Consider the following 24,040-nt stretch of genomic DNA (forward strand, 5'->3'; position numbering starts at 1 on the left):
CATCAGCTCGCCTCCCCCGCGCGCGCTATCTCCTGCACGCCGAGCAATGGCAAGCCAAGCAGTGCACAGGTACCGCGCCCGAGTCGCGAGTGCAGTTGCAATTGACCCTGATGCGCGCGCACTACAGCCTTGACCACGGCCAGCCCCAGACCGGTGCCGGTGGCTTTGGTGGTGAAAAACGGCTCACCCAAACGCTCCAGCACCCGAGGCTCGATGCCACTGCCGCTGTCGCTCACACACAGGCGCAAAGTGTTGCCCCGTGCGTACACATGGACTTTGAGACGCACCTGCGCCGTGCCGGCTTGCAGGGCGTTTTCGATCAGATTGAGCAGCGCACCGACCAAGGTGTCGCGATTACACAGCACCTCGCCATCATGGATGTCGCACTGCCAGCGCATCGCAATGCCTTCGACGTGCGGTTGCGCGGCGGCTTGCAGCGCCTGCATCAACGCTTTGGGGGCAATGCGGTCAGTGAGGGGCAGTTCTCCGCGGGCAAACACCAGCATGTCTCGCACCTGATGCTCCAACTCATGCAAGCGCTCTTTAAGGCGCCCGGCAAAGCGCTGCTGGGTCTCGACCGGCAACTGTTGCTCAGTCAAATGACTGGCGTAGATCAAGGCCGCCGACAAAGGCGTGCGGATCTGGTGCGCCAGCGACGCCACCATGCGACCCAGGGAAGACAGGCGCTCATGGCGCGCAAGCTGGTCTTGCAGACGCCGGGTTTCTGTCAGGTCGTTGAGGAGCACCAGTTGACCCGGCTCGGCATCCAGCGAACGGGTGGAAATCGACAGGCGTCGGCCGTCAATCAGGGAAACTTCGTGGCCATCGTCTTCACGGGGCGCAAAACAGCGCGCGATCACATGGCGCCACAGTTCGCCTTCCAGCGGCAGCCCCAGCAGTTCGCAGGCGGCCGGGTTGGCCTCGCGCACCCGGCCGCGGTCGTCGATCACGATCACGCCGCCCGGCAGCAGGTCCAGCAGGTGTTGCAGGCGATTGGCCAGCCGCTCTTTTTCCGCCAGTTCGGCCATGCGCTGGGCGCTGACCACCGCCAGCTCGCCCTTGAGCTCGGTCACCCGGGCTTCCAGCAGGCTGTAGGAATCGGTCAATTGAGTCGACATCTGACTGAACAGCGAGAACGCCTGCTCAAGCCCTTCCCGACTGGCCTGTTCAACCGGGTTCAAGGGCTGAACGGCCAGAGACATGGCGTGCCCTGCGAGATCAGGGACGGAGGACTGCGGGGCGGACTGAGGCATGGGACTTTCTCGCGTGGCTGACCGTCATAAAACGGTTCGTTAGCAGAGACTTAGCAATACCCGTGCCTAAAAAAAAATACTTATAAATCAACAGGTTAAAAAACAGGCGTCAATCATCCGCCTGTTCTTCACCTTCACGACGGCTCATGCCGTACTTGCGCATCTTTTCCACCAAGGTGGTTCGACGGATGCGCAGCCGCTCTGCGGCACGGGCCACGATGCCGTTGGCGTCGTCCAGCGCTTGCTGAATCAGGCCCTGCTCCAGACCACCGAGGTAGTCTTTGAGGTCCAGCCCTTCGGGCGGCAGCATGGCCGTGGCGGTGAAATCCGGCGTGGCATTGTTGATGGCCACGCGCTCTTCCATGTCGCTGCGCAGGCTGTCGACCAATTGCTCGTCTTCGTCGTCCACGTAGCGGAATTTCTTCGGCAGCTCGGCCACCCCGATCACCCCGTAGGGATGCATGATGGCCATGCGCTCAACGAGGTTGGCCAGTTCACGCACGTTACCCGGCCAGCCGTGGCGGCACAAAGACATGATGGCGGCTGAATTGAAGCGGATGGATCCGCGCTTTTCGTGCTCCATGCGCGAAATCAGTTCGTTCATCAACAACGGGATGTCTTCGACGCGCTCACGCAACGGCGCCATTTCAATCGGGAAGACGTTGAGGCGGTAGTACAAGTCTTCGCGGAAGGCGCCGACTTCAATCATGCTTTCGAGGTTTTTGTGGGTCGCGGCAATGATGCGCACGTCGGCGCACTGGGTTTTGTTACTGCCCACACGTTCAAAGGTGCGCTCCTGCAACACGCGCAGCAGCTTGACCTGCATCGGCAGCGGCATGTCGCCGATTTCATCCAGGAACAGCGTGCCGCCGTTGGCCAGTTCAAAACGCCCGGCGCGGCTGGTGATGGCGCCGGTGAATGCGCCCTTCTCATGGCCGAACAGTTCGCTTTCGAGCAACTCGGCGGGAATCGCCCCGCAGTTAACGGGCACAAAGGGCGCGTCACGGCGTTTGGAGTGGTAATGCAGGTTGCGCGCGACCACTTCCTTGCCGGTCCCCGACTCGCCCAAGATCAACACACTGGCGTCGGTGTCGGCCACTTGCTGCATCATTTGGCGCACGTGCTGGATCGCTCGACTGGTGCCGACCAGGCTGCGGAACAAATTCGGTTCACGGTGCCGACCGCGCTCACGGGCCTGGTCGTACATCTCACGATAGACCTGGGCACGGTGCAGCGAATCGAGCAATTTGCTGTAGCTGGGGGGCATTTCAAGGCTGGACAGCACGCGGCGGCGTTGGTCTTCGGGCAGGTCGACCGAAGAAATATCACCCAAAAGTAAAATGGGAAGGAACTCATCCCACACGGCGAGTGTCTTAAGCAAGCTCGAAGCCCCACCCGCACTGCTCACGTCGCCCACAAGCACGCAGAGTACTTCGCGGCTGGACGCCAAGGAACCGACAGCCTGCTGCCAATCGCTACTCGCGGCGGATAAATTTTCTTCGCCCAGAAAATTTAAAATCACCGCCAGGTCGCGGCGACGGACGCTATCGTCATCGATTAGCAGAATCTTGGTTTCACGCCACATGCAATAGCAACTTCCCTAGTCAACTCAATGCCCTGATTGAGGGGCAAGGTAGACGCCTTGACCCGTATGGATATTTAAGACGACTGAAATCAGAAAACAGCACTAGTTAAGTCAAAAAATTGTATGCAGTCAATTTTATGGCGCTACAAACACGCTTAACCACAAAATTTTTAGGTCTTAACCGAACAGATGGTAAACCTTTGAAGCATTTTTTGCTTGGTTGATCTGCGCCATCTGATCAACCACGAGCTGGCGCTCCCCTGTAGCGGCTTCCAGCAGCATGCGATACACCACTAACAGGCCCTCAAGATTCTCGCGCAAGACCGCTTCGTCCACCGGCTTTTCGGCCAGCACGCTCTCGACACAATCCCGACAGGCGGTATCCAGCTCGCCGATGGCTTCCCAGTTGCGCTCAGCCAAGGCATCGATCAGCGCATCACGGGTTTGTTGAATTCGTTGCAATTGGCTCATGACGCACTCCTCGGGACCGGCAGGCTTATTCTGGCGCGATGGCATCCCAACCACTTTTGACAGTGATCAGCAGGCGGGCGACTTCGTCGATCAGTTCTGGGTCGTTTTTGGCATTAGCCAGGGTCAATTGCTTGGTCATGTACTCGTACAGACTGTCCAACTGACGCAGCGCTTCCTTGTCATCGGTATTTTCTTCACGCAGGCCCGCACGCAAGCCCGTGATGATGTCGATGGTCTTGGTGATCAGCAAAGCCTTCTGAGCAATATCCCCCCGAGCCATGGCACCTTTGGCTTGTGCCATACGCTCCAGAGCACCTTCCATCAGCATCTGAATCAACCGGTGCGGGCTGGCCTCGGAGATTTGAGCGTGGGAATTGACCTTCTGGTACTGACGAAGGGCGCGCATCGGGTTCATGTTTCTACCTCGTAACAGGTGACCGGCAAAAATAGGTGGACTTACTAACCTGTGTCGACCGGGCCGGCCAAAACTTTAACCGGCCCGGCCCACCCGGCTTTAATTCGACTTGGGATTATTCAGCGCGTTAAGCGTGGTCATGATGCTGGAGCTGCTGGCATTGAGCTGCGCTACCAACGTGTCCATGGCGTTGTACTTGGCCGACAACGAGGTTTGCAGGCTATCGATGCGACGGTCCAGCTCGGCTTGCTGGGTGGTCAGGTCGGTCAGTTTGTTGTTCAGGTCGGTGGTGCGCTGGGACAAAGTCCCGGTTGTGCCGACGTAGGGCGCAGTCATTTTGGTCATGCGCGAGATCAGACCCGCGTCGCCCGTGAACACTTTGGCAATGTTAGTGGCGCCATTAGGCAAGGCGACGGCCTTGTTCCATGCCTTGTCATCCAGACTCAACAAGCCCGTTTTAGAGTCTGTGCTGACGCCCATCTGGGCGAGCCCTATGGCCGCATTCGAACCGCTGCTGTTCAGCAACTCATTACGCAGGCCTGAGACCAACTGACGCATGGATGCATCGCCTGTCAACGCCCCGGAAGTGGTGGTGGCCGAATCACCGGTGGCAGTCACCTTGGTTTGGGTATTAATGGACCCCATCAACGCGTTGTAAGCCGTGACAAATGCCTGCACAGAGGTTTTCAAGGTGTCCGTGTTGGCGCCTACCGAAATGGTCGACGCCGCATCACCACCGACCAAAAACTCCAGGGTTACCCCACTGATAGCCGAGTCCACCTTGTTGCTGGCAGACTCCATTTCCAGGCCATCAATCGAATAAGAGGCGTTCTTCGGCTCAACTAGCGTGGTGAAGCCCTCAGACAAAGAAGAATTACCACTCATGGTAATTTCAGTTCCTTTACCCATCGTCGACGAAGTCAGCACAAGCCGTGAGCCGCTGGCATCATTCAACACGTTGGCACTGATGCCTTTGCTTTGAAGCTGCGTATTAATGGCTTCACGCACTTCTTTCATGGTCGCACCCGCGGGCACGTTCACGTCGTAATCCACACCCGACTGCGAAATCGTCAGCGTGGTCGCCTCATCGCCGCTGTTAACGACTGCCGAATTCCCACCTGCAAATACCGGACTGCTGACTTTAGAGGCGGTTGCCAAGTTGTGCACGACCAAGTCGTACTTACCCGTAGACGCCGTGGCATCAATCGTCACCTTGGATTTCTTCTCATCCGAGGTAGTGCCTGCCAAGCCACTGAAGCTTGACGCATCCTTGAGCTTGCCGATGGCCGTGCGATAAGCATCAAGCGCGCCTTTCACCGTACCCAATGCTGAAAGCTGGATCGTGGTCGTGGTTTGCTGCTTGGTGATCTGCGCCTGTTTAGGTGCCTTTTCAGCAGCCACCAGAGCCTTGACGATGGATTGTGTATCAACCCCCGAACCGACGCCGCTTATCGTTGAACTGGCCATCTTTTTATCTCCTTTTCGTTGGCTGCCGTTTTATTGGCTAACTGCACCTTCTCGGCAGACAACAACAAAATTCATGCCACCTCAGGCATTTGTCTGAAATAACAAACTACCGGCATCGCTCAGGCTTTGAGCCAGCTTCAATGCGGTTTCTGAGGGGAGTTGACGTATCACTTCACCACTGTGCGTGGCGATTACCTTGACCACGACCACACCGGTGGAGTCGTCAATGGAAAAATCCAGCTGGCGCTGGGTGGACTGCACGAACTCACGAATGTCGTTGACGGCCTTTTCCAGGTCTTCGCGCTTGAGCGCTGGCGCAGGGGTCACTGCGTCTTGAACCGTGGACGGGGCGGCAGGAGCCGGAGTCGATGCCGTAGCAGCTTGTTGAGCAACAGTGGCGGTGTAAGCCGCGTTCAGCTTGACGCTCATGTCCATGTCATCACCTCAACACTGAAAAAACGAAAGGGCACGTAAACGCGCCCTTCCGTTATTGACCAAGCGCCGTGATTACTGAAGCAGTTTCAGTACGGAGGATGGCAATTGGTTAGCCTGAGACAGGATCGCAGTGGAAGCCTGTTGCAGGGTTTGCTGCTTGGTCAGCTCAGCGGTTTCAGCGGCGAAGTCGGCGTCTTCTACACGGCCTTTAGCAGCGGTAGAGTTCTGCGCGATGCTTTGCAGGTTGGACACGGTGCTTGAGAAACGGTTTTGAACGGCACCCAGCTGCGAACGCTGGCTGTCGATCTGTTGCATGGCGCCGTCCAGAGCCTGGATCGCTTGCTGAGCGGAAGCAGCAGTCAGAACGCTCAGGTCGGAAACGGTGGTTTCCAGAGTCACGGCTGCAGTTTTACCTGCGTCCAGACCCAGAGCTTTAAGACCGCCACCTGCGCTACCGTCGGCAATCACAATATCTTTGTCAGCAAACAGAGCCAAGGTACCGTCAGAGTTCTTGCTGGCAGTGACACCAGTGCTTGCGCTGTTAATCGAAGAAACGATCGCGTCAGCGGTGTCACCTTTCTTGAACTTGACTTCAACGCCATTCAGGCTAATCGAAGTATCGGCCTGCAGCTTGGCCTGCGAAGTGCCAGGAGCCAGACCCAGAGCCGACAGAGCACCACTGGTTTTATTGCTCAGCGCGACATCAGAACCATCTTTAGAAGTGATTTCGATACGGCCGTTATTCAGCTTGGCCGAAGCGATACCTGCCATGCTACCGATGCTGGTAACTACCTCACTGACTTTTTCAGTACCCAAAATCTTGAGGTCTTCACCGTTAACGGTGATGGTACCGGCAGGCACCAGCGAATCTTCAGCCTTGGTAGTTGCTTCTGCAACGCCCAGTGCTGTAGCACCATCAGTGCCCTCTACGACCAAGTCAGCATTGGCAGATTTCAGGGTAATTTTGCCAGCCGTGTCTGCCGAAGCCGAAACACCCGAGATGCCTGCGTCATTGATGGCTTTGGCCATATCAGCTGCTGTGGCGTCTTTAGCTAGTGCAACATCAGTGCCATTGATTTTTACAGAAATGTCAGCCGTTGGCTTTACGGCGACTGTGCCAGTAACCGAGGCATTGACAGCCGAACCGATCGAAGTAGCGGTAAGGCCAGCCATGTCTGCGCCATTGGTTTTGGCTTCGCTGTAAGTACCTTTCAGGCCAGTGGCGCTGATGTCGGTCATGCCGAACGAGATGGTCTGGTTGGCGTCAGCACCGATCTGGAAAGCCACGTTGTTGAACGAACCGTCCAGCAGGTTACGACCACCGAAGGTAGTGGTGTTGGCGGTACGGGTCAGTTCGCCCACTTTAGCGGTGAATTCTTGCTGCAGGGACACACGGTCAGCGTCGCTTTTATCACCGTTGGAAGCTTGCAGAGCCAGCTCGCGCAGACGTTGCAGGGTGTTGGTGGACTCTTGCATTGCGCCTTCAGCGGTCTGAGCAATCGATACGCCGTTGTTGGCGTTAGCGATGGCTACGTTCAGACCTTTCACCTGGTTGCCCAGACGGTTTGCGATTTGCATGCCGGCCGCGTCATCTTTGGCGCTGTTGATTTTCAGGCCGGAAGACAGGCGGTTCATCGAAGTGCTGAGAGCGTCGGCAGCCTTGTTGAGGTTCTTCTGAACACCCAGCGATGTGATGTTGGTATTTACTGATAGAGCCATGACGAATTCCTCGTGGGTTGAATACTGCGGCTTCCGGCCCTGGCAACCGCCGGGTGTGGCCTAGAGAACCTTCGTAATAGTTATCGTCGTGAAAGCAGGTTGCTTGAGGGCTTTTTTGAAATTTTTTACTGGCCGGGTGCCATCCCTTGTATTTCAGGGGGTTAGCCTGTCGCCAAAACGCTATCAGGCACCGCCCGCAGAACGTAAAACGCCCATGGCTTTATCGGCCACGGGCGTTGGGGTACAGCGTAAAACGTTTCAGGGGCGATAGATGATCGCCGAGCCCCACGACAAGCCCACGCCGAAACCACTCAGCGCTACGCGCTTCCAGGTGGTGTCCATGGCGTGCTTTTCCAGCAGCAGCGGAATGCTCGACGACACGGTATTGCCGGTCTCGACCATGTCCTTGATGAACTTCTCGGGTTCACCTTCAAAACGCCGCGCCACGGCATCCACAATGGCCGCACTGCCCTGGTGGATGCAGAACGCGTCGATGTCTTGAGCCTTGAGGTCCGATTCATCGAGCAACTCGTGCAAGTGCGCTGGCACTTTGAGCAACGCGAAGTTGAACACCTGACGCCCGTTCATGAAGAACACCCCATCGGTGACTTTCAGGTGCGGCGCGCCCGAACCGTCGGTGCCGAACTTGGCCTTGCCCAGCTGCCAGAGCGCGTCTTCGCCCATCCACGTGGCCGTGGCGGCGTCACCGAACAGCATGGTGGTGTTGCGGTCTTCAGGGTCGACGATTTTGGAGTACGGGTCGGCGGTGATCAGCAGGCCGTTTTTCAGGCCGGTGGCTTCCATGAAGCCCTTCATCGCGTAGAGGCCGTACACATAACCTGAGCAGCCGAGGGAAATATCAAATGCCGCGACGTGGGTCGGCAGGCCGAGCTTGTCCTGCACGATGGCAGCGGTGTGGGGCAAGCCTTCTTCATCACCGTTTTGGGTGATGACGATCAGCGCGTCGATGGACTCGCGCTTGAGATGGGGGTTATTGGCGAACAGCGCATTGGCCGCTTCGACACACAGATCCGAGGTTTCCTGGTCAGCATCTTTGCGCGGCAGGAATGCCGAACCAATCTTGCCCAGAATAAATTCTTCGTCCTTGGAGAACTTCGCACCCTGGGCATAGTTGTCTACGCCGTTTGCAGGCACGTAACTGGCGATGCTTTTAATGCCAATCATGGTGGCTTCCCAATACTGAATAGCTGGAGATCACCCGCTCTGGAATCGAGGGGCGTTAACAATAAAAGGCCTTCGCCGCGCAAGAAATGCAGCGAATGTGGATGCCTGAAAATACCCAAAACGGCCTGTGAAAGGCCCGGCATCCGCCCGTACGTTTCACACGATACAGTGAAGATGCGCGTTATGACTCATAGGTCACTCTATTTTGTGTGGTTTATACAAAACGTTTCAACGCGACGTTCAGATAAGCACGCCCACGCCGAGGCCGCCACAGGGGCCGGCCGTCAGGAGAAAGAGAGGATTTACAGCGCGCGGACCGACACAGCCCATTCATTGAGTGGGCTGTGTCGACGCGCAAGGCGGGATCAGATCTTGTTGAACAGGCTCAACTGAGAGATTTTCACGAAGGCCAGCTGCGAAGCTTCAAGCATGGCTTTCTGGAACGCCAGATCGATGGATGCCCCTGCCATATCTGTGTTGCCAATGGCGGCGATGGTCGACTTGTTGGCCATGGCCATGCTGTCGTTTTCCGCCGTCTGGGTGTCTACCGCTTTCAACCGCGCACCGATGGAACCACGCGCTGTATCCACGCCTGCGCTGGCGTTCTTCAGGTTGCCGATGGCCGAGTTGATGGCATCACGCTGTTTCTGCTGCGCAAGCACATCGCCATCGCTTGGAGTCGCCAGTGCCTGGCGCAACTGGCTGATGGTGTCGAGCGCACTCTGGCTCTGGTGATTATTGGCGCTGACCACAAACTGATCACCTGCCGCGCGCGCACCGGTGAAATCGAAGGTCACGCCCATGGCCGTCAGCGAATCGCCTGTCATGGTGCCCTTGGCAATCGACTTGCTGTTGGCCGTCAACGGCTGCGCGTAAATCTCATATTCTGTGTCGCTGGTGAACTTGATCACCGCGCCGCTGGCCGGAAAGCTGTCGCCATAGACCTTGGCATCGTCCACCGTACTGCCGGTGATTTGTGCGGTCGAGGTATTGCCCGGTGAGCGCGAAGCATTGAACGAGTCAGGCTTGGCTTCCAGGGTGAAAATATGGCCCTTGACCGCATCGTCCTGATCCGCTGCCGCGATGTCCTTGAGGTTCAGGTTGATATCAAAATCCACCCCCCGCAGGCTGATGCTATGAGCGCCTTCCTTGGTGGCGTCAAACACGCCGTTGCCCGGCACCTCGGAGGTGATGTCGTTGCCCGAGCCGTCGCGCACCACGTATTGCGTGCTGCTAAGGAACTCCACTTGATAAGGCTGGCCCTGGGAAAAATCCTTGTTGAACACAGGACTTGAGGTGATCAGGCCACCCGACACCGAGACCGTGCCATCCACAGCCGTCGCGGGCTTGGTGGTGAGTTCAGCCTGCGTGCGACCGGTATTGATAGCACCATCAAAGATGCTTTTGGCAGTGTCACTGCCCGCGAGGGTCAGCGTGTCAGACACCTTCAGGTTCAGTTGCGTGTCATCACCCTGATAGGTGTAGGTCCCGTCGTTGTTACGGGTATACGGCGGCGTATCGGTTTTGGAGCCGGAAAACATGTAGTTACCCGAAGCGTCCTTACTGTTGAGCAGGCTGAACACCTGATCTTCGATATTGCCCAATTCATTGGCTATCGACAGCCGGTCTGCATCACTGACCACGCCACCGCCCGCTTGCAACGCCAGCTCGCTGGCTTTTTGCAGGGCATTGTTGATCGTGTCGAGCACCGACTCCTGATTGGCCAGAGACGATTTAATGCTGTTCATGTTAGTGGTGTACTGCGCCAGCATGTCTTGCTGTTGCTGCAGTTGCAGCAGGCGCCCGGCACCGACCGGGTCATCGGCGGCTGTCTGGATTCGCACGCCGGAATCGATCTGCTCCTGGGTTTTAATCACCGAGGAGTAATTGCTCTGGTACTTGGACGAGGTGGTCTCGAAGAACTGGGCAGTAGAAATACGCATCGTCGATAACTCCCTTAAATACTGTTGATCAGCGTCGTGAAGGTATCCTGCGCGACCTTGATGATCTGCGACGATGCCGTGTAGTACTGCTGAAACTTGACGAGGTTGGACGCTTCTTCGTCCAGGTTGACCTGCGATACCGAGCTGCGGCTGGCAGCTGCGTAAGACAACGCTGCATTGGTGGCCGTGCCGTCAACTTGAGCCTGGCTGGCCTTGCCGCCCACCTTGGACACCAACTGGCTATAGGACGTGGCCATGCTCACGCCACCGCCGCCGCTGTTCACGCCGACGGTGGGTTTGGTTTGCAGGTCGAGCAGTTTGTTGGCGTTGGTGTTGTCCGCCTTGCCGTCTTTGTTGAACTTGATGTCAAAGCTGTCGCCCTTACCGGGAGAACCACTGATGGTGGTCTCGAAGCCGACGGTTTTCTTCGAACCGTCCGGATTCAGCACCGGCTGACCGGCGGCGTCCAGCACCGGCACATTGATCGTGACCTTGTTGTCCTGACCCGGCACGATCGTGCCCTTGCCGATTTCTTCGCCTTTCTCGTTCAGCACGCGATAGCCCTGAACCCCGTTGACCGCTTCGTCAAAGGCCAGCCGTACAGGCATCGCGCCTTCGATCTCGCTCTGCGCCAGCCCCAGGTCCGCGCCGCCGTAGATATTCAGCGCCTGGGACAGGTCCAGACCACTGATCACGCCGGTTCCACTGTTGGAGCCACCCTTGCTCGCCACCAGCGGACCGGCCAGCGCCAACGTGCTGGAATCGGTCATTTGCACGCCCATGTTGGTCGCGCCACTGCGGGTCGGGCTGACTTTGAAGCTGTCGCCCTTGTCCAGGGCGCCGCCATTGAGCTTGAGGGTAAAGCCGTCAATTTCCGGCGCCGGTTTTTGATCCAGTTTGTAGGACCCCATGACCGTACCGTCGGAACGCTTCACCGTGTAGTCGTTGTTGCTGCTGAACGTCACCTGATAGTCGTAGGTGGTCAGCGCGCCGCTGTTGGTGATGGTGACATCCAGGTTGCCGGAACCTGCGCTGTTGCCGGTCGAGCCCAGGCTGCGCTCACTGATGGCTTTGGCACTGTTGATGTTGTTGAACAACGACGAGCCGAACTCGCCGTTGGCATCCAGGCCCTGCCCCAACTGTTGGTTGATCGCGTCTGCAACCACCAGCGCCGTGCGCCCCAACTCATTGATCGCAGGGGCCAGCACATCGTCACGGTAACGAATCAGGCCGCCGATCTTGCCGCCGCTGATCACCGAGGTGACGTCAGAGCTGGAAGACGCGTAGTTGATCTGAATCGTGTACTGGCTCTTGTCGGTTTTACCCGGCACAGCCGAAAGCGTGTTGGAGGTGTTGCCCAGCACCAGGGATTGACCGGTGCCGAGGGTGACGTCGTACACGTTGTCGTGCTCTTGCACCGTCACGCCGACCAGCTCGTTGAGCGAGCGCACGGCTTCATTGCGCGCATCCATCAGGTCGTTCGGGGTGTTGCCCCCGCTCGTCGCCTGGGCGATCTGCTTGTTCAGCGAAGCAATGGTCGCTGTGTGCTGGTTGACCATGGAGGTCAGGGTTTCCAGCTGGCTGTTCACGCCCTCGTTTTGCTGATTGAGCTGGCTGGCAATAGCGTTGAACCGGTTGCTCAGGGTCTTGGCGTTGCCCAACAACAGGTCACGTGACGACGCATCACCCGGCGCCGCCGCAGCGCTTTGCAGCGAGGCGAAGAAGCTGCTGAGCGCGGCGGAAACGCCGGTGCTTTTATCCGACAGCAATTTGTCGATCGGGCCGATCTGGTCCAGATAGGCTTGCGCGTCGCCATTGAGCGACGTGGTGGTTTGCAACTGGGCGTCGAGGTAGGCGTTGTAGACGCGACGCACGTCCGCCAGCGTGGTGCCGGTGCCGATAAAGACTCCGCCCACTTGCTGCGAGCCCGCCGTGCCTTGCACGATTTGCTGGCGCGAATAGCCCGCCGCGTTAGCATTGGCAATGTTGTTGCCGACCGTGGCCAATGCCCCTTGGCTGGCGTTCAGCCCCGACATCCCGATGTTGATCAAACTCGCCATGGTTCAAACCTTATAAATGCGCGAAGGAACCTGTTGAGGCATAGCTCTGGTAGGTCTTCATTTGTTTGGCTATCTGCGAAATCTTGCTGGCGTAATTCGGGTCGGTTGCGTAACCGGCCTTCTGCAGCTCGCGTACAAATTGTTCTGGTTTATCGGCAGCGCTCAGCACTTCTTTATAACGATTGTTGCTCTGCAACAACGTGACCAAGTCGTGGAAGCTGTCCTGGTAGGAGTCATAGGAACGGAACGCCGCTGTTTCCTTGACCATCTGCCCGCCCTTGAACTCACTGGTGATGGCACGCGCCTGAGCGCCCTGCCAACTGCCGGTGGCCTTGATGCCGAACAGGTTGTGGCTGCTGGTGCCATCTTGTTGACGCATGACCGATTTGCCCCAGCCGGTTTCCAGTGCCGCTTGCGCCACCAGATACAGCGGATCGACGCCGATACGGTCGGCCGCTTGCTGGGCCATTGGCAACATGGTGGCCACGAACGCATCCGGCGATTCAAAGGCTTTTTTCGCAGGCGCCAAAGGTGGCTGGGCCACAGCACGGCCATACACCTGCATCCGGCCCTGGGCACCTGCGGCGCTGACCATCGGCTGGCGACTGCCTTTGAGCACGGCGTCCATCGACGCGCTGGTGCGATCCGGCACCGGGGCCGTATTGATCGTGGCGCGGGCCGGGTCAGCCGACGGCACAATGCCTGCCAGCAACCGGTCCGTCAGTTTGGTGGGCAAGGCCAGACGCCGCTGATTGAGCAGTGCCATGTCATTTTGATGGCCGCCCTGCCCCGCACCCGGTGCCAGCACCACCCGCGCCGCCCACAACGGCCGCTGGCCATTGGAGCGCACAAACGGGCTGTCGGCCGGGGTCACCGCTGCGGTTGGGGTGGCGACTTTGGCTTCAGGGGTCAGTGCGGTGGCCGCCGGGGTGTCGCCCGGCACCGCCGATTTGTTTTTCGACATCTGACGCATCAACACATCAGCCAGGCCAATGCCGCCACCCTGTCGCGACAAGGTCACGGACAACTGCTGGTCGTACATTTCCTGATATTGCTTGGCCGCCGGGGTGTTGAGCGGATTGTCCTTGCCCAGCACTTCGTTGGCCGAGCGCATCGACTTGAGCATTTCATTCAGGAACAACGACTCGAATTCCTGCGCAACCTTGCGCATGTTGCCGTCGCTTTCGCGGTCGCCCACTTTCAAGTTGTTCAGACGGTTCAGGTCGGTGAAGGCCCCCGAATCGCTGCCGCTGACTACGCCACTCTTACGCATATCCATGACGCAGGCCTCAGATCACAATCAGGTCGGCTTGCAGCGCGCCGGCCTGTTTAAGGGCTTCAAGGATCGCCATCAAGTCACCCGGCGCTGCCCCCACCTGATTCACTGCACGCACGATTTCATCCAGCGTGGTACCCGGACCGAATTTGAACATCGGCTTGGCTTCCTGCTGTGCATTGACCCGCGAACGCGGCACCACGGCCGTCTGGCCGTTGGACAGCGGGCCGGGCTGGCTGACAATCGGGTCTTCAGTGATGGTCACGGTTAAGCTGCCGTGGGTCACGGCCGCTGGCGATACCTTGACGTTCTGGCCGATCACGATGGTGCCGGTACGCGAGTTGATGATGACCTTGGCCACCGCTTGGCCGGGGTCCACTTCCAGGTTTTCCAGAATCGACAGGTAGTCGACACGTTGGCTAGGGTCCAGGGGCGCGGTGACGCGGATCGAGCCGCCGTCGATGGCTTGCGCGACGCCGGGGCCGAGCAGGTCGTTAATTTTGTCCACCACGCGCTTGGCGGTGGTGAAGTCGGAACGGTTGAGGTTCAGCGTCAGGCTGTTGCCCTGGTTGAAACCGCTTGGCACGGCACGTTCAACCGAAGCACCGCCAGGAATCCGACCCGCAGAGGGCACGTTAACCGTGATTTTCGAACCGTCGCGACCTTCAGCGTCAAAGCCGCCCACCACCAGGTTGCCCTGGGCGATGGCATACACATTGCCGTCGATACCTTTCAAGGGGGTCAGCAACAGGGTGCCGCCGCGCAGGCTTTTGGAGTTACCGATGGAGGAAACGGTGATATCAACCTGCTGCCCCGGCTTGGCAAACGCTGGCAAGTCGGCACTGATCGACACCGCTGCGACGTTTTTCAACTGCACGTTGCCCGAACCCGGCGGCACTTTGATGCCGAATTGCGAGAGCATGTTATTAAACGTTTGCAGGGTGAACGGCGTTTGCGTGGTCTGGTCGCCCGTACCATTAAGCCCGACCACCAGGCCGTAACCGATCAATTGGTTGGACCGCACGCCAGAAATGCTGGCGATGTCCTTCAACCGCTCGGCGTGGGCGCCAAGGGCTGTGGACAGTAGCAATGCGGCTGCCAGCAGATGCTTGAGGTTGAACATGGTTCGGGCCATCACTTGAATAAAAACACTGATAAAAGGTCCGCTTAGAACGGGAACAGCGGGCTCAGGAAGAAACGATCAAACCAGCCCGGCTGACTCGCATCGGCAAACGAGCCGGTGCCCGAATACGTGATGCGCGCATCGGCCACACGGGTCGACGACACGGTGTTGTCCGTGGCGATGTCATCGGCCCGCACCAGACCGGCAATACGCACCAGCTCGTCCCCGGTGTTGAGGGTCATCCATTTCTCGCCGCGCACGGCAATGATGCCGTTGGGCAGTACGTCAGCCACGGTCACCGTGATCGAACCGGTCAGGCTGTTGCCCTGCCCGGCCTTGCTGTCGCCCTTGCTCGCCCGGCTGCCGCTGTAACCGGCGTTCAGACTCAGGTCACCGCTGCCCAGCGGGTTATTGGTGGTCAGGCCACTGCCGAACAACGAGCTCAGGCCGATGCTGGTGTTGCTGTTCTTGCCGATCTGCGAGTTGGCGTTTTTGCTCGCCTGGGTCTTCTCGTTCAGGGTGATGGTGATGATGTCACCCACCCGGTACGCCTTGCGGTCGCTGTACAGGTTTTGCTCAAAGCCCGCCTGGTAGATCGAGCCGTTATTGGCCGCCGCCGGTAGCGGCGTGCGCGGCAACACTGGCGCATAGTACGGGTCGTTGGCCCGTGGTGGCGGGCTGACGCACCCGGCCAGCAAAGTGATACCGCCCAATGCCAGAACAGAAAACAAGCGTTTCATGACCTCTCCCGCGCGTGCAGGCGACCTTCAGGCCGCCTTGTCTACGTGATTACAGATTTTGCGTAACGAACGACAACATTTGGTCGGCGGTGGAGATGACTTTGGAGTTCATCTCGTAGGCACGCTGGGTGGTGATCATGTTGACCATTTCTTCCACGGTGCTGACGTTGGAGGTCTCAAGCATGCTTTGCATGGTCAGACCAAAACCGTTCAGGCCCGGCGTACCGATCTGCGGCGCGCCGCTGGAAGCGGTTTCCAGGAACAAGTTGCCGCCCTGTGCCTGCAAACCGGCCGGGTTGATGAAGTCAGCGGTTTGCAGGTTGCCGATCACTTGCGCGGCCGGGTTGCCGGCGATAGTCACCGACACGGTGCCGTCCTGGCCGACCGTGAAGGTCTGCGCATCAGGCGGCACCACAATCGCCGGCTCCAGCGCGAAACCGTTGGCTGTCACGATCTGGCCGTTGGAGTCGAGGTGGAAAGTACCGTCACGGGTGTAGGACGTAGTGCCGTCAGGCTGCATGATCTGAAAAAAACCACGGCCATTGATGGCCAGGTCGAGCGGCTGCTCGGTGGTTTGCAGGCTACCGGCCTGAAAGTTCTTCTGGGTGCCCACGATGCGCACACCAGTGCCCACTTGCAGGCCCGAAGGCAGCTCGCTGTCCTGGGTCGATTGCGCGCCAGGCTGGCGTTTGATCTGGTAAAGCAAGTCCTGGAACTCGGCACGATCACGCTTGAAGCCCGTGGTCGATACGTTGGCCAAGTTGTTGGAAATGGTGGTCAGGTTGGTGTCTTGTGCAGCCAAACCCGTTTTAGCAACCCAGAGTGCCGGAAGCATGCAGTTCTCCTCGCGCGCCGGTTTTTCGGCGCCGCGTTAAATAATTAGCTGATGGACAGGACGCGCGTCATGGCCTGATCGTCTTCTTTGGCGGTGTTCATCATCTTGATGTGCAGCTCGAACTGCTTGGCCAGGGCCAGCACCGAGGTCATTTCATCCACCGCGTTTACGTTACTGGCTTCCAGGAAGCCCGAGACCACGCGCACGTTGGCATCGGCCACCGCTGGCTGGCCGTCTTTGGTGTGGATCAAACCGTCGAGGCCCTTGGTCATGTTTTTCAGGTCGGGCTGCACCATCTTGATCCGGTCGACTTCAGCCATCACCCGCGGGCCTTCGCCCATGGCGCGGATGCTGATGGTGCCGTCTTCACCGACTTCAATCTGTTGCTGCGGCGGCACGGCAATCGGCCCGCCATTGCCCATGATCGGCATGCCGTTGCCTGCTCGCAGAATGCCCAGGGCATCGACGTTCATGCTCGCCGTGCGCACGTAGGCTTCGCTGCCGTCAGGCGCCTGCACGGCCAGCCAGCCATTGCCCTGCACGGCCACGTCCAGGTCGCGACCGGTTTCAACCAGTGCGCCGGGGGTGAAGTCCGTGGCCGGGCGTTCCGACAGTGCAAAGGCACGCGCCGGAAAGCTGTCACCGAACACCGGCATCGAACGCGCCTGTTCCAGGTCGCGCTGAAAACCGTTGGTTGAGATGTTCGCCAGATTGTTGGCATGCGCCTTCTGCGCCAGTGCGTTCTGGCTGGCGCCGGTCATTGCCACATAAAGGTACTTGTCCACAGTCTTTCCTCTGCCTGACGGACGCTTGCCGCCCACCGCTGTACTGCAGAGCACTAAGCAATTTGCGCACCAACTTTTTTTTGACGGCGAAAAAGCCCGGTTTGACGGGGCCTGACGGTAAAAGGCAGGAAAGTGAAGACGACGATAAGACGTAAAAACGGCGCAAAGGTGCCGTTTGCGGCAAGGCGTCGCCCATGCGCCCCCTTGCCGATGTTGACGTGACGCGCCCGGCTCAGTCTTTGCCGGGTTTGAGGATGTCGTATTCGCGCAGTTTATTGGCGATGGTGGTGTGCGAAACACCGAGCCGCTTGCCCAGCAAACGGCTGCTGGGGTGTTCGCAGTACAAACGCTCCAGCACGGTTTTCTCGAAACGCCCGACAATCTGGTCCAGGCCGCCCTCCATCGAGAACTCGCCAAGCGGCTGACGCACGCCGTAATCCGGCAAACGAATGTGCTCAGCCTTGACCACGCCGCCTTCACACAACGAGACAGCCTGAAACAGTACGTTTTCCAATTGGCGCACATTGCCCGGCCAGTGGTAATGACGCAGGCGATCCATCGCGGCGGGCGCCAGACGCGGCAGCGCGCAGCCAATCTGACGGCTGGCCTGATCCAGAAAATGCTCGACCAGCGGCTCAAGCCCGTCCAGGCATTCACGCAAGGGCGGGATGTGCAGCGACAGCACGTTCAGGCGGTGATACAGGTCCTGGCGAAATTCGCCCTTGGCACACAGTTCGGACAAATCCACCTGCGTGGCGCACATTACCCGCACATCGAGGTAGACCTCTTCATCACTGCCCACGCGCCGGAAGCAGCCGTCCTGCAAGAAACGCAGGAGTTTGACCTGCAAACGCGGGCTCATTTCCCCCACGCCATCGAGAAACAACGTACCGCCAGCGGTCAGTTCCAGCAGCCCGAGCTTGCCTTCAGCCCGTGCGCCCTCAAAAGCGCCGGGGCCATACCCGAACAACTCGGTTTCGGCCATGGACTCCGGCAAACCGGCGCAGTTGAGCGCCATCAACGGCGATTGCCCGCGCGGGCTGGCGAGATGGCAGGCCCGCGCCAGCAGCTCTTTGCCTGTGCCGGTTTCGCCTTCTATTAATAAAGGGGCGTCCAGCGGCGCCATGCGCCGCGCCTCGCGCACCACCGCGGCCATTACTTTGGAGCTTTGGAAAATACTGTCAAAGCCGCGCAACTCTTGTTTGCGCACGTTGTAGATCTGTTCACCCACGCGATCAGCCCGGTGCAAGGTGAGAACGGCCCCGGCCATGGCCTCGCTGTCATCGCTTTCCAGTTGCAGGGGCGCAATGTCCGCCAGAAATACGTGACCCTTGATCTTGACCCGCAACCCGTTGATCCGCGATTTGTTGGCGCGCACCAGTTCCGGCAGGTCGAAGTCTTCGGCATAGCGCGACAACGCGATGCCCGGCACTTCATCCACGCGCACCCCGAGCAACTGAGCCGCCGCGCGGTTGGCCGCCACGATGGAACCGCCCATGTCGATGGACAACACCGGAAACTCCAGCGCGCCGAGCAACGCGTTGAGCTCCATGTGCCGACGCTCGCTGGGCATCAGCCCGACGCGCTTGACGCCAAATACACCGGCGATGGTCTCAAACTTGGGGCGCAGCGCCTGAAATTGCAGGTTGATCAGGTTCGGGCAATACAGGTAGATCGCATTGCCCTGATCGCCACCCACCTCACCGCGCTTGACGTTGATGCCGTAGGCAACCAATAGGTTGAGGATGTCACGCAGGATGCCAATGCGGTTTTGGCAGTGAACTTTGATACGCATGGACGCAGGCTCAATAAGGTGGGCGGTTGAGTCCCATAACAGTAGGCTTTTTCACCGTTCGACGATTTCAACGTCACGTTTTTGTGACAGTTTGAGGGTCGGCAAGCACAAGAACCTCTGCGCGGCACTCAACTCGTAACGAATACTTTACGAATGCCGGGCATCATCCCAGCATTCATGGCTTTGCGCCAGTGCAACAAGGGCGGGGTTTGGGGTATCACTAGGTCATCGCCACACACCGAATAATAAAAACGATTTCCTTGCGGAGAGCCCCATGAAGCAAACGAAATACGTCGCCCGCGAGCCTGATGCCGATGGCTTTATCGACTACACACCTGCCGAGCACGGCGTGTGGAACACGCTGATCACCCGCCAACTGAAGCTGCTCGAAGGCCGTGCCTGCCCTGAGTACATGGAAGGCATCGAAAAGCTGGGGCTGCCCCATGACCGCATTCCGCAACTGAGCGAAATCAACCACGTGCTGGGCGAAACCACGGGCTGGCAAGTGGCCCGTGTACCGGCCCTGATTCCGTTCCAGACCTTCTTCGAATTGCTGGCCAATAAACAGTTTCCGGTGGCGACGTTTATTCGTACCCCTGAAGAACTGGATTACCTGCAAGAGCCGGACATTTTTCACGAGATTTTCGGTCACTGCCCACTGCTGACCAACCCGTGGTTTGCAGAATTCACCCACACCTACGGCAAGCTTGGCCTCCAAGCCACCAAGGAACAGCGCGTGTATTTGGCCCGCCTGTACTGGATGACCATTGAGTTTGGCCTGGTCGACACCCCCGACGGCAAACGCATCTACGGCGGCGGGATTCTGTCATCGCCCAAAGAAACGGTTTACAGCCTGTCTTCAGAACCGGAACATCAAGCCTTCGACCCGCTGGAAGCCATGCGCACGCCTTACCGCATCGACATCCTGCAGCCCCTGTATTTTGTGCTGCCGGATTTGAAGCGACTGTTCGACCTGGCCCACGAAGACATCATGGGCATGGTTGAAAAAGGCATGGCACTGGGCCTGCATGCGCCCAAGTTTCCGCCTAAACCCAAGGCCGCGTGACGCACGCCTTTACGACTTCTCTTTGTACACATAAGAAAAACTGACTTCAGGAACACACCATGAACGCACTGAACCAAGCCCACTGCGAAGCCTGCCGCGCCGATGCCCCACAGGTCAGCGACGAAGAACTGCCGGTACTGATCAAACAGATCCCGGATTGGAACATCGAAGTTCGCGACGGCGTGATGCAGCTGGAAAAGGTCTTTCTGTTCAAAAACTTCAAGTTCGCCCTGGCGTTCACCAATGCCGTCGGCGAGATCTCCGAAGCTGAAGGCCATCACCCGGGCCTGCTGACGGAATGGGGCAAAGTGACCGTGACCTGGTGGAGTCACAGCATCAAGGGCCTGCACCGCAATGACTTCATCATGGCCGCGCGCACTGACGAAGTGGCCAGCACCGCTGAAGGTCGCAAGTGAAGCACTTCGCGGCCATTGGCCGGGTGCCGGGCGACCCGATTCTGGGCCTGATGGACGCCTACAATCAGGACATCAACCCGGACAAGTTCGACTTGGGCGTGGGCGTGTACAAGGACGCCAACGGCCTGACGCCGATTTTGCAGTCGGTCAAGCAGGCAGAACAGCGCCTGGTAGACCTGCAGCAGACCAAAACCTACATCGGCGGACATGGCGACAGCCGTTTTGGCCAACTGATCAGCGAACTGGTGCTGGGTGCCGATTCGCCCCTGTTAAGCGCCAAACGTGCGGGCGCCACCCAAACCCCGGGTGGCACCGGCGCGTTGCGCTTGAGTGCTGACTTCATTGCACAGTGCTTGCCGGGGCGCGGCATCTGGTTGAGCGACCCGACCTGGCCGATCCACGAAACCATCTTTGCCGCGGCCGGGCTGAAGATCAGCCACTACCCGTATGTGGGCAGTGACAACACGCTAAACGTGGCCGCCATGCTGGCGGCGCTGGAACAGGCGCCCAAAGGTGACGTGGTGCTGTTGCACGCCTGTTGCCACAACCCCACCGGCTTCGATCTGTCGCAAGACGATTGGCATCAGGTACTGGACGTCGTGAAGCGGCGTGAATTGTTGCCGCTGATCGACTTCGCGTATCAGGGCTTCGGTGACGGTCTGGAGCAAGACGCATGGTCCACACGCCTGTTTGCTCGCGAACTGCCTGAATTGCTGATCACCAGCTCCTGCTCGAAAAACTTCGGCCTGTACCGCGAACGTGTGGGCGCGCTGATCGTCTGCGCCAGTGACGCCGAGAAACTGACGGACATCCGCAGTCAATTGGCGTATTTGGCGCGCAACCTGTGGTCCAACCCACCGGACCATGGCGCTGCGGTGGTGGCGATCATTTTGGGTGATGAGCAACTCAAGCACCTGTGGGCCAGCGAAGTCGAAGCCATGCGCAGCCGTATCGCGCAACTGCGCAGCGGCTTGGTGGAGGCACTGACGCCGTTTGGCCTCGCCGAGCACTTTGCTCATATCACTCAACAGCGCGGGATGTTTTCCTACACTGGATTGAGTGCCGATCAAGTGCAATTGCTGCGCGAGAAGCACAGTGTGTACATGGTCGGGTCCGGCCGCGCCAACATGGCCGGGGTCGACGGCACGCGCCTGGGCCTGCTGGCCAAAGCCATCGCGCAGGTCTGCACGCACTGACACCGTGAATCTGCCGGGACGGCCGCGTCCGTTCCGGCAGATGCACGACAACAGCACGATGAAAAGTTCGCCACACACCCCCGCCAGACACAAAAAAAGACAAATTGTCACACCCGGTCATGTATCCTGCCCTAGCTTTTTAAAAGCGCGGATGTACCCAGCGATTTAAAAACACACCTTGCGAGGAGCGCGACGATGCACGAAATCCCAAACCTCCCCTTCCCAAGCCTGCATGAAACTCAGCAGCCAACCCCGCAACACACCAGTGGCGAAAACCCCGCACTGGACGAGGCCCCTGAAAGCCTCAAGGCCGACAGCGAAGACTGACGGTTCGCACTCAGGCGGTGCGAAAAGCTTTCGGCTTTTCATACCGCCTGACACAATCGCCCCACCTTTTTTACTCCCCCGGATTACAGCGTGACTGACTCTTTCGACGACACCCAAGCCAGCGTACTGATCGGCACCGCCGAGCAAATGATCGTGCTATGGGATCGCCTCACACCGGAAAAACAAGCCACCCTGCTCCAGCGGTTCGGCACCCGGGAAAACGCCCTGGCCGCCCTGATCGCAACCCGCCTGGTTGCACCGCTCTAACCCCGCAGGACCTGCCCCATGACCGAACAACGTCCACTGGCGATCACCCTGCAGGTGGTGTCCATCGTTCTGTTTACCTTTATTGGTTATCTGAACATCGGCATCCCGCTGGCGGTTTTGCCCGGTTACGTGCACAACCACTTGGGTTACGGCACGGTCATCGCCGGGCTGGTGATCAGCGTGCAGTACCTGGCCACACTGCTCAGCCGCCCTTACGCCAGCCGCATCATCGACAACTTGGGCAGCAAACGCGCCGTCATGTATGGCCTGGCCGGGTGCGGGGTGAGCGGCGTTTTTATGCTGGTGTCCAGCTGGCTGTCGGCCATGCCTGCACTGAGCCTTACCAGCCTGCTGATCGGGCGACTGGTATTGGGCAGCGCTGAAAGCCTGGTGGGTTCGGGCTCCATCGGCTGGGGCATTGGCCGCGTCGGTGCGCAGAACACCGCCAAGGTGATTTCCTGGAACGGCATCGCCAGCTATGGCGCAATCGCCGTCGGCGCACCCTTGGGGGTGATGATGGTCAACCACTGGGGCATGTGGAGCATGGGCGCCAGCATCATCGCCCTGGCCGCGCTGGGGCTGCTGCTGGCGTGGCCCAAACTGGCCGCGCCGATTGTCAGTGGCGTGCGCCTGCCGTTCCTGCATGTGCTGGGCCGGGTGCTGCCCCATGGCACCGGGCTGGCACTGGGCTCCATCGGCTTTGGCACCATCGCCACGTTCATCACCCTGTATTACGCGACCCAACACTGGGAAAACGCCGTCCTGTGCCTGAGCCTGTTCGGTGCCAGCTTTATCGGCGCGCGACTGCTGTTCGGCAACATGATCAATCGCCTGGGCGGCTTTCGAGTAGCGATCGCCTGCCTGAGCGTCGAAACCGTGGGCTTGCTGCTGCTGTGGCTGGCGCCAAATCCACAACTGGCACTGGCTGGCGCGGCGCTGAGCGGGTTTGGCTTTTCGCTGGTGTTCCCGGCCTTGGGCGTCGAAGCGGTGAACCTGGTGCCTGCTTCCAGTCGCGGTGCGGCCGTCGGGGCTTATTCGCTGTTCATCGACTTGTCACTGGGCATTACCGGACCGCTGGTGGGCGCGGTAGCGGCCGGTTTCGGCTTTGCGTCCATCTTCCTGTTTGCCGCGCTGGCAGCGTTCAGCGGGCTGATGCTCAGCCTGTATTTGTACCGGCAGGCACGCAGTCGCTGACGCGCGGCACCTAGAAATCCACTTTGCCGCGCCCCGCCTTTAGGTTGCCGCGCTTGCTCTTGGACTCCAGCCGACGGGTTTTTGACCCCAACGTCGGCTTGGTCGGGCGACGCTTTTTCTCAACCTTGGTCGCACTGACGATCAGCTCAAGCAACCGTTCAAGGGCATCGGCGCGGTTTTGCTCCTGGGTGCGGTATTGCTGCGCCTTGATAATCAACACGCCATCGCCGGTAATCCGACTGTCACGCAGCGCCAGCAACCGCTCTTTGTAGAACGGCGGCAAGGACGAGTTGGGGATGTCGAAGCGCAGGTGCATGGCGCTTGAAACTTTGTTGACGTTCTGCCCGCCCGCCCCTTGGGCGCGGATGGCCGTGAGTTCGATCTCGGCGTCGGGGATGTGGACGTTGTTGGAGATGACCAGCATTAAAAAGGGTCCTTGATCAGGGCGTGCAGGATACCCCACAAACGACAAACCCGGCGCAATGGC

23 protein-coding genes are annotated in these 24,040 nt (G+C 59.0%); 6 read left to right on the top strand and 17 right to left on the bottom strand.

Annotation, left to right across the window (positions count from 1 at the left end; genetic code table 11):
• Positions 1–2 precede the first annotated feature (2 nt).
• From TU74_RS07125 to TU74_RS07200, 16 genes are all read right to left on the bottom strand, one after another.
• Positions 3–1,202, bottom strand: coding sequence for a sensor histidine kinase (locus TU74_RS07125; RefSeq protein ID WP_047294544.1), 1,200 nt, complete (start codon positions 1,200–1,202; stop codon positions 3–5).
• A gap of 160 nt (positions 1,203–1,362) precedes the next feature.
• Positions 1,363–2,838: a sigma-54 dependent transcriptional regulator gene (locus tag TU74_RS07130; RefSeq protein WP_047294546.1), complete on the bottom strand. Its 1,476-nt coding sequence runs from the start codon at positions 2,836–2,838 to the stop codon at positions 1,363–1,365.
• 177 nt (positions 2,839–3,015) lie between these two features.
• Positions 3,016–3,309, bottom strand: a complete 294-nt coding sequence (gene fliT / locus TU74_RS07135; protein WP_047294548.1) for a flagellar protein FliT — start codon at positions 3,307–3,309, stop codon at positions 3,016–3,018.
• A gap of 25 nt (positions 3,310–3,334) precedes the next feature.
• Complete coding sequence (gene fliS / locus TU74_RS07140) at positions 3,335–3,724, bottom strand: flagellar export chaperone FliS (protein ID WP_048375740.1); 390 nt, start codon at positions 3,722–3,724, stop codon at positions 3,335–3,337.
• A 99-nt stretch (positions 3,725–3,823) separates the two neighbouring features.
• A complete protein-coding gene (gene fliD, locus TU74_RS07145) occupies positions 3,824–5,191 on the bottom strand; it encodes a flagellar filament capping protein FliD (protein ID WP_048375742.1) in 1,368 nt (455 codons plus the stop codon).
• A gap of 81 nt (positions 5,192–5,272) precedes the next feature.
• Positions 5,273–5,626: a flagellar protein FlaG gene (locus TU74_RS07150; RefSeq protein ID WP_048375744.1), complete on the bottom strand. Its 354-nt coding sequence runs from the start codon at positions 5,624–5,626 to the stop codon at positions 5,273–5,275.
• A gap of 72 nt (positions 5,627–5,698) precedes the next feature.
• Entirely contained in the window at positions 5,699–7,345 is a 1,647-nt protein-coding gene (locus TU74_RS07155) for a flagellin N-terminal helical domain-containing protein (RefSeq protein ID WP_048375746.1), read from the bottom strand.
• A 258-nt stretch (positions 7,346–7,603) separates the two neighbouring features.
• Complete coding sequence (locus TU74_RS07160) at positions 7,604–8,530, bottom strand: ketoacyl-ACP synthase III (protein ID WP_047294556.1); 927 nt, start codon at positions 8,528–8,530, stop codon at positions 7,604–7,606.
• 365 nt (positions 8,531–8,895) lie between these two features.
• Entirely contained in the window at positions 8,896–10,473 is a 1,578-nt protein-coding gene (locus tag TU74_RS07165) for a flagellar hook-associated protein 3 (protein WP_048375748.1), read from the bottom strand.
• A gap of 14 nt (positions 10,474–10,487) precedes the next feature.
• Entirely contained in the window at positions 10,488–12,533 is a 2,046-nt protein-coding gene (gene flgK, locus TU74_RS07170; RefSeq protein ID WP_048375750.1) for a flagellar hook-associated protein FlgK, read from the bottom strand.
• 10 nt (positions 12,534–12,543) lie between these two features.
• Complete coding sequence (flgJ, locus tag TU74_RS07175; RefSeq protein WP_048375752.1) at positions 12,544–13,812, bottom strand: flagellar assembly peptidoglycan hydrolase FlgJ; 1,269 nt, start codon at positions 13,810–13,812, stop codon at positions 12,544–12,546.
• Between the two features lie 10 nt (positions 13,813–13,822).
• Positions 13,823–14,932, bottom strand: coding sequence for a flagellar basal body P-ring protein FlgI (locus TU74_RS07180; protein ID WP_048375754.1), 1,110 nt, complete (start codon positions 14,930–14,932; stop codon positions 13,823–13,825).
• A 44-nt stretch (positions 14,933–14,976) separates the two neighbouring features.
• A complete protein-coding gene (gene flgH, locus TU74_RS07185; protein ID WP_047275983.1) occupies positions 14,977–15,672 on the bottom strand; it encodes a flagellar basal body L-ring protein FlgH in 696 nt (231 codons plus the stop codon).
• 49 nt (positions 15,673–15,721) lie between these two features.
• The gene (gene flgG, locus TU74_RS07190; protein ID WP_047275985.1) at positions 15,722–16,507 is read right to left on the bottom strand and encodes a flagellar basal-body rod protein FlgG; all 786 of its coding nucleotides are present in this window, start codon (positions 16,505–16,507) and stop codon (positions 15,722–15,724) included.
• 44 nt (positions 16,508–16,551) lie between these two features.
• On the bottom strand, positions 16,552–17,292 hold the full coding sequence (locus tag TU74_RS07195) for a flagellar basal body rod protein FlgF (protein WP_047275987.1): 741 nt from the start codon (positions 17,290–17,292) through the stop codon (positions 16,552–16,554).
• A 232-nt stretch (positions 17,293–17,524) separates the two neighbouring features.
• Positions 17,525–19,087, bottom strand: coding sequence for a sigma-54-dependent phenylalanine hydroxylase transcriptional regulator PhhR (locus TU74_RS07200; RefSeq protein ID WP_047275989.1), 1,563 nt, complete (start codon positions 19,085–19,087; stop codon positions 17,525–17,527).
• A gap of 274 nt (positions 19,088–19,361) precedes the next feature.
• On the opposite strand from TU74_RS07200, the gene phhA reads away from it, so the two are divergent.
• The 6 genes from phhA (at position 19,362) to TU74_RS07220 (ending at position 23,553) form a co-directional block, all read left to right on the top strand.
• Positions 19,362–20,153: a phenylalanine 4-monooxygenase gene (gene phhA, locus TU74_RS07205; RefSeq protein ID WP_047275991.1), complete on the top strand. Its 792-nt coding sequence runs from the start codon at positions 19,362–19,364 to the stop codon at positions 20,151–20,153.
• Positions 20,154–20,212: 59 nt separating this feature from the next.
• Positions 20,213–20,569: a 4a-hydroxytetrahydrobiopterin dehydratase gene (locus TU74_RS07210; RefSeq protein WP_047275993.1), complete on the top strand. Its 357-nt coding sequence runs from the start codon at positions 20,213–20,215 to the stop codon at positions 20,567–20,569.
• A complete protein-coding gene (locus TU74_RS07215; protein WP_162199708.1) occupies positions 20,566–21,765 on the top strand; it encodes an amino acid aminotransferase in 1,200 nt (399 codons plus the stop codon). Before TU74_RS07210 ends, TU74_RS07215 begins: the two co-directional genes overlap by 4 nt.
• Positions 21,766–21,960: 195 nt before the next feature.
• On the top strand, positions 21,961–22,092 hold the full coding sequence (locus TU74_RS24875; RefSeq protein WP_255163946.1) for a hypothetical protein: 132 nt from the start codon (positions 21,961–21,963) through the stop codon (positions 22,090–22,092).
• A gap of 90 nt (positions 22,093–22,182) precedes the next feature.
• On the top strand, positions 22,183–22,359 hold the full coding sequence (locus TU74_RS24425; protein WP_088500190.1) for a hypothetical protein: 177 nt from the start codon (positions 22,183–22,185) through the stop codon (positions 22,357–22,359).
• A gap of 18 nt (positions 22,360–22,377) precedes the next feature.
• The gene (locus TU74_RS07220; RefSeq protein ID WP_048375756.1) at positions 22,378–23,553 is read left to right on the top strand and encodes an MFS transporter; all 1,176 of its coding nucleotides are present in this window, start codon (positions 22,378–22,380) and stop codon (positions 23,551–23,553) included.
• A 10-nt stretch (positions 23,554–23,563) separates the two neighbouring features.
• Here TU74_RS07220 and arfB read toward each other — a convergent pair whose 3' ends face one another.
• The gene (gene arfB / locus TU74_RS07225) at positions 23,564–23,977 is read right to left on the bottom strand and encodes an alternative ribosome rescue aminoacyl-tRNA hydrolase ArfB (protein ID WP_047275997.1); all 414 of its coding nucleotides are present in this window, start codon (positions 23,975–23,977) and stop codon (positions 23,564–23,566) included.
• Between the last annotated feature and the right edge of the window lie 63 nt (positions 23,978–24,040).

Source organism: Pseudomonas lundensis (assembly GCF_001042985.1).
Classification (GTDB): domain Bacteria; phylum Pseudomonadota; class Gammaproteobacteria; order Pseudomonadales; family Pseudomonadaceae; genus Aquipseudomonas; species Aquipseudomonas lundensis.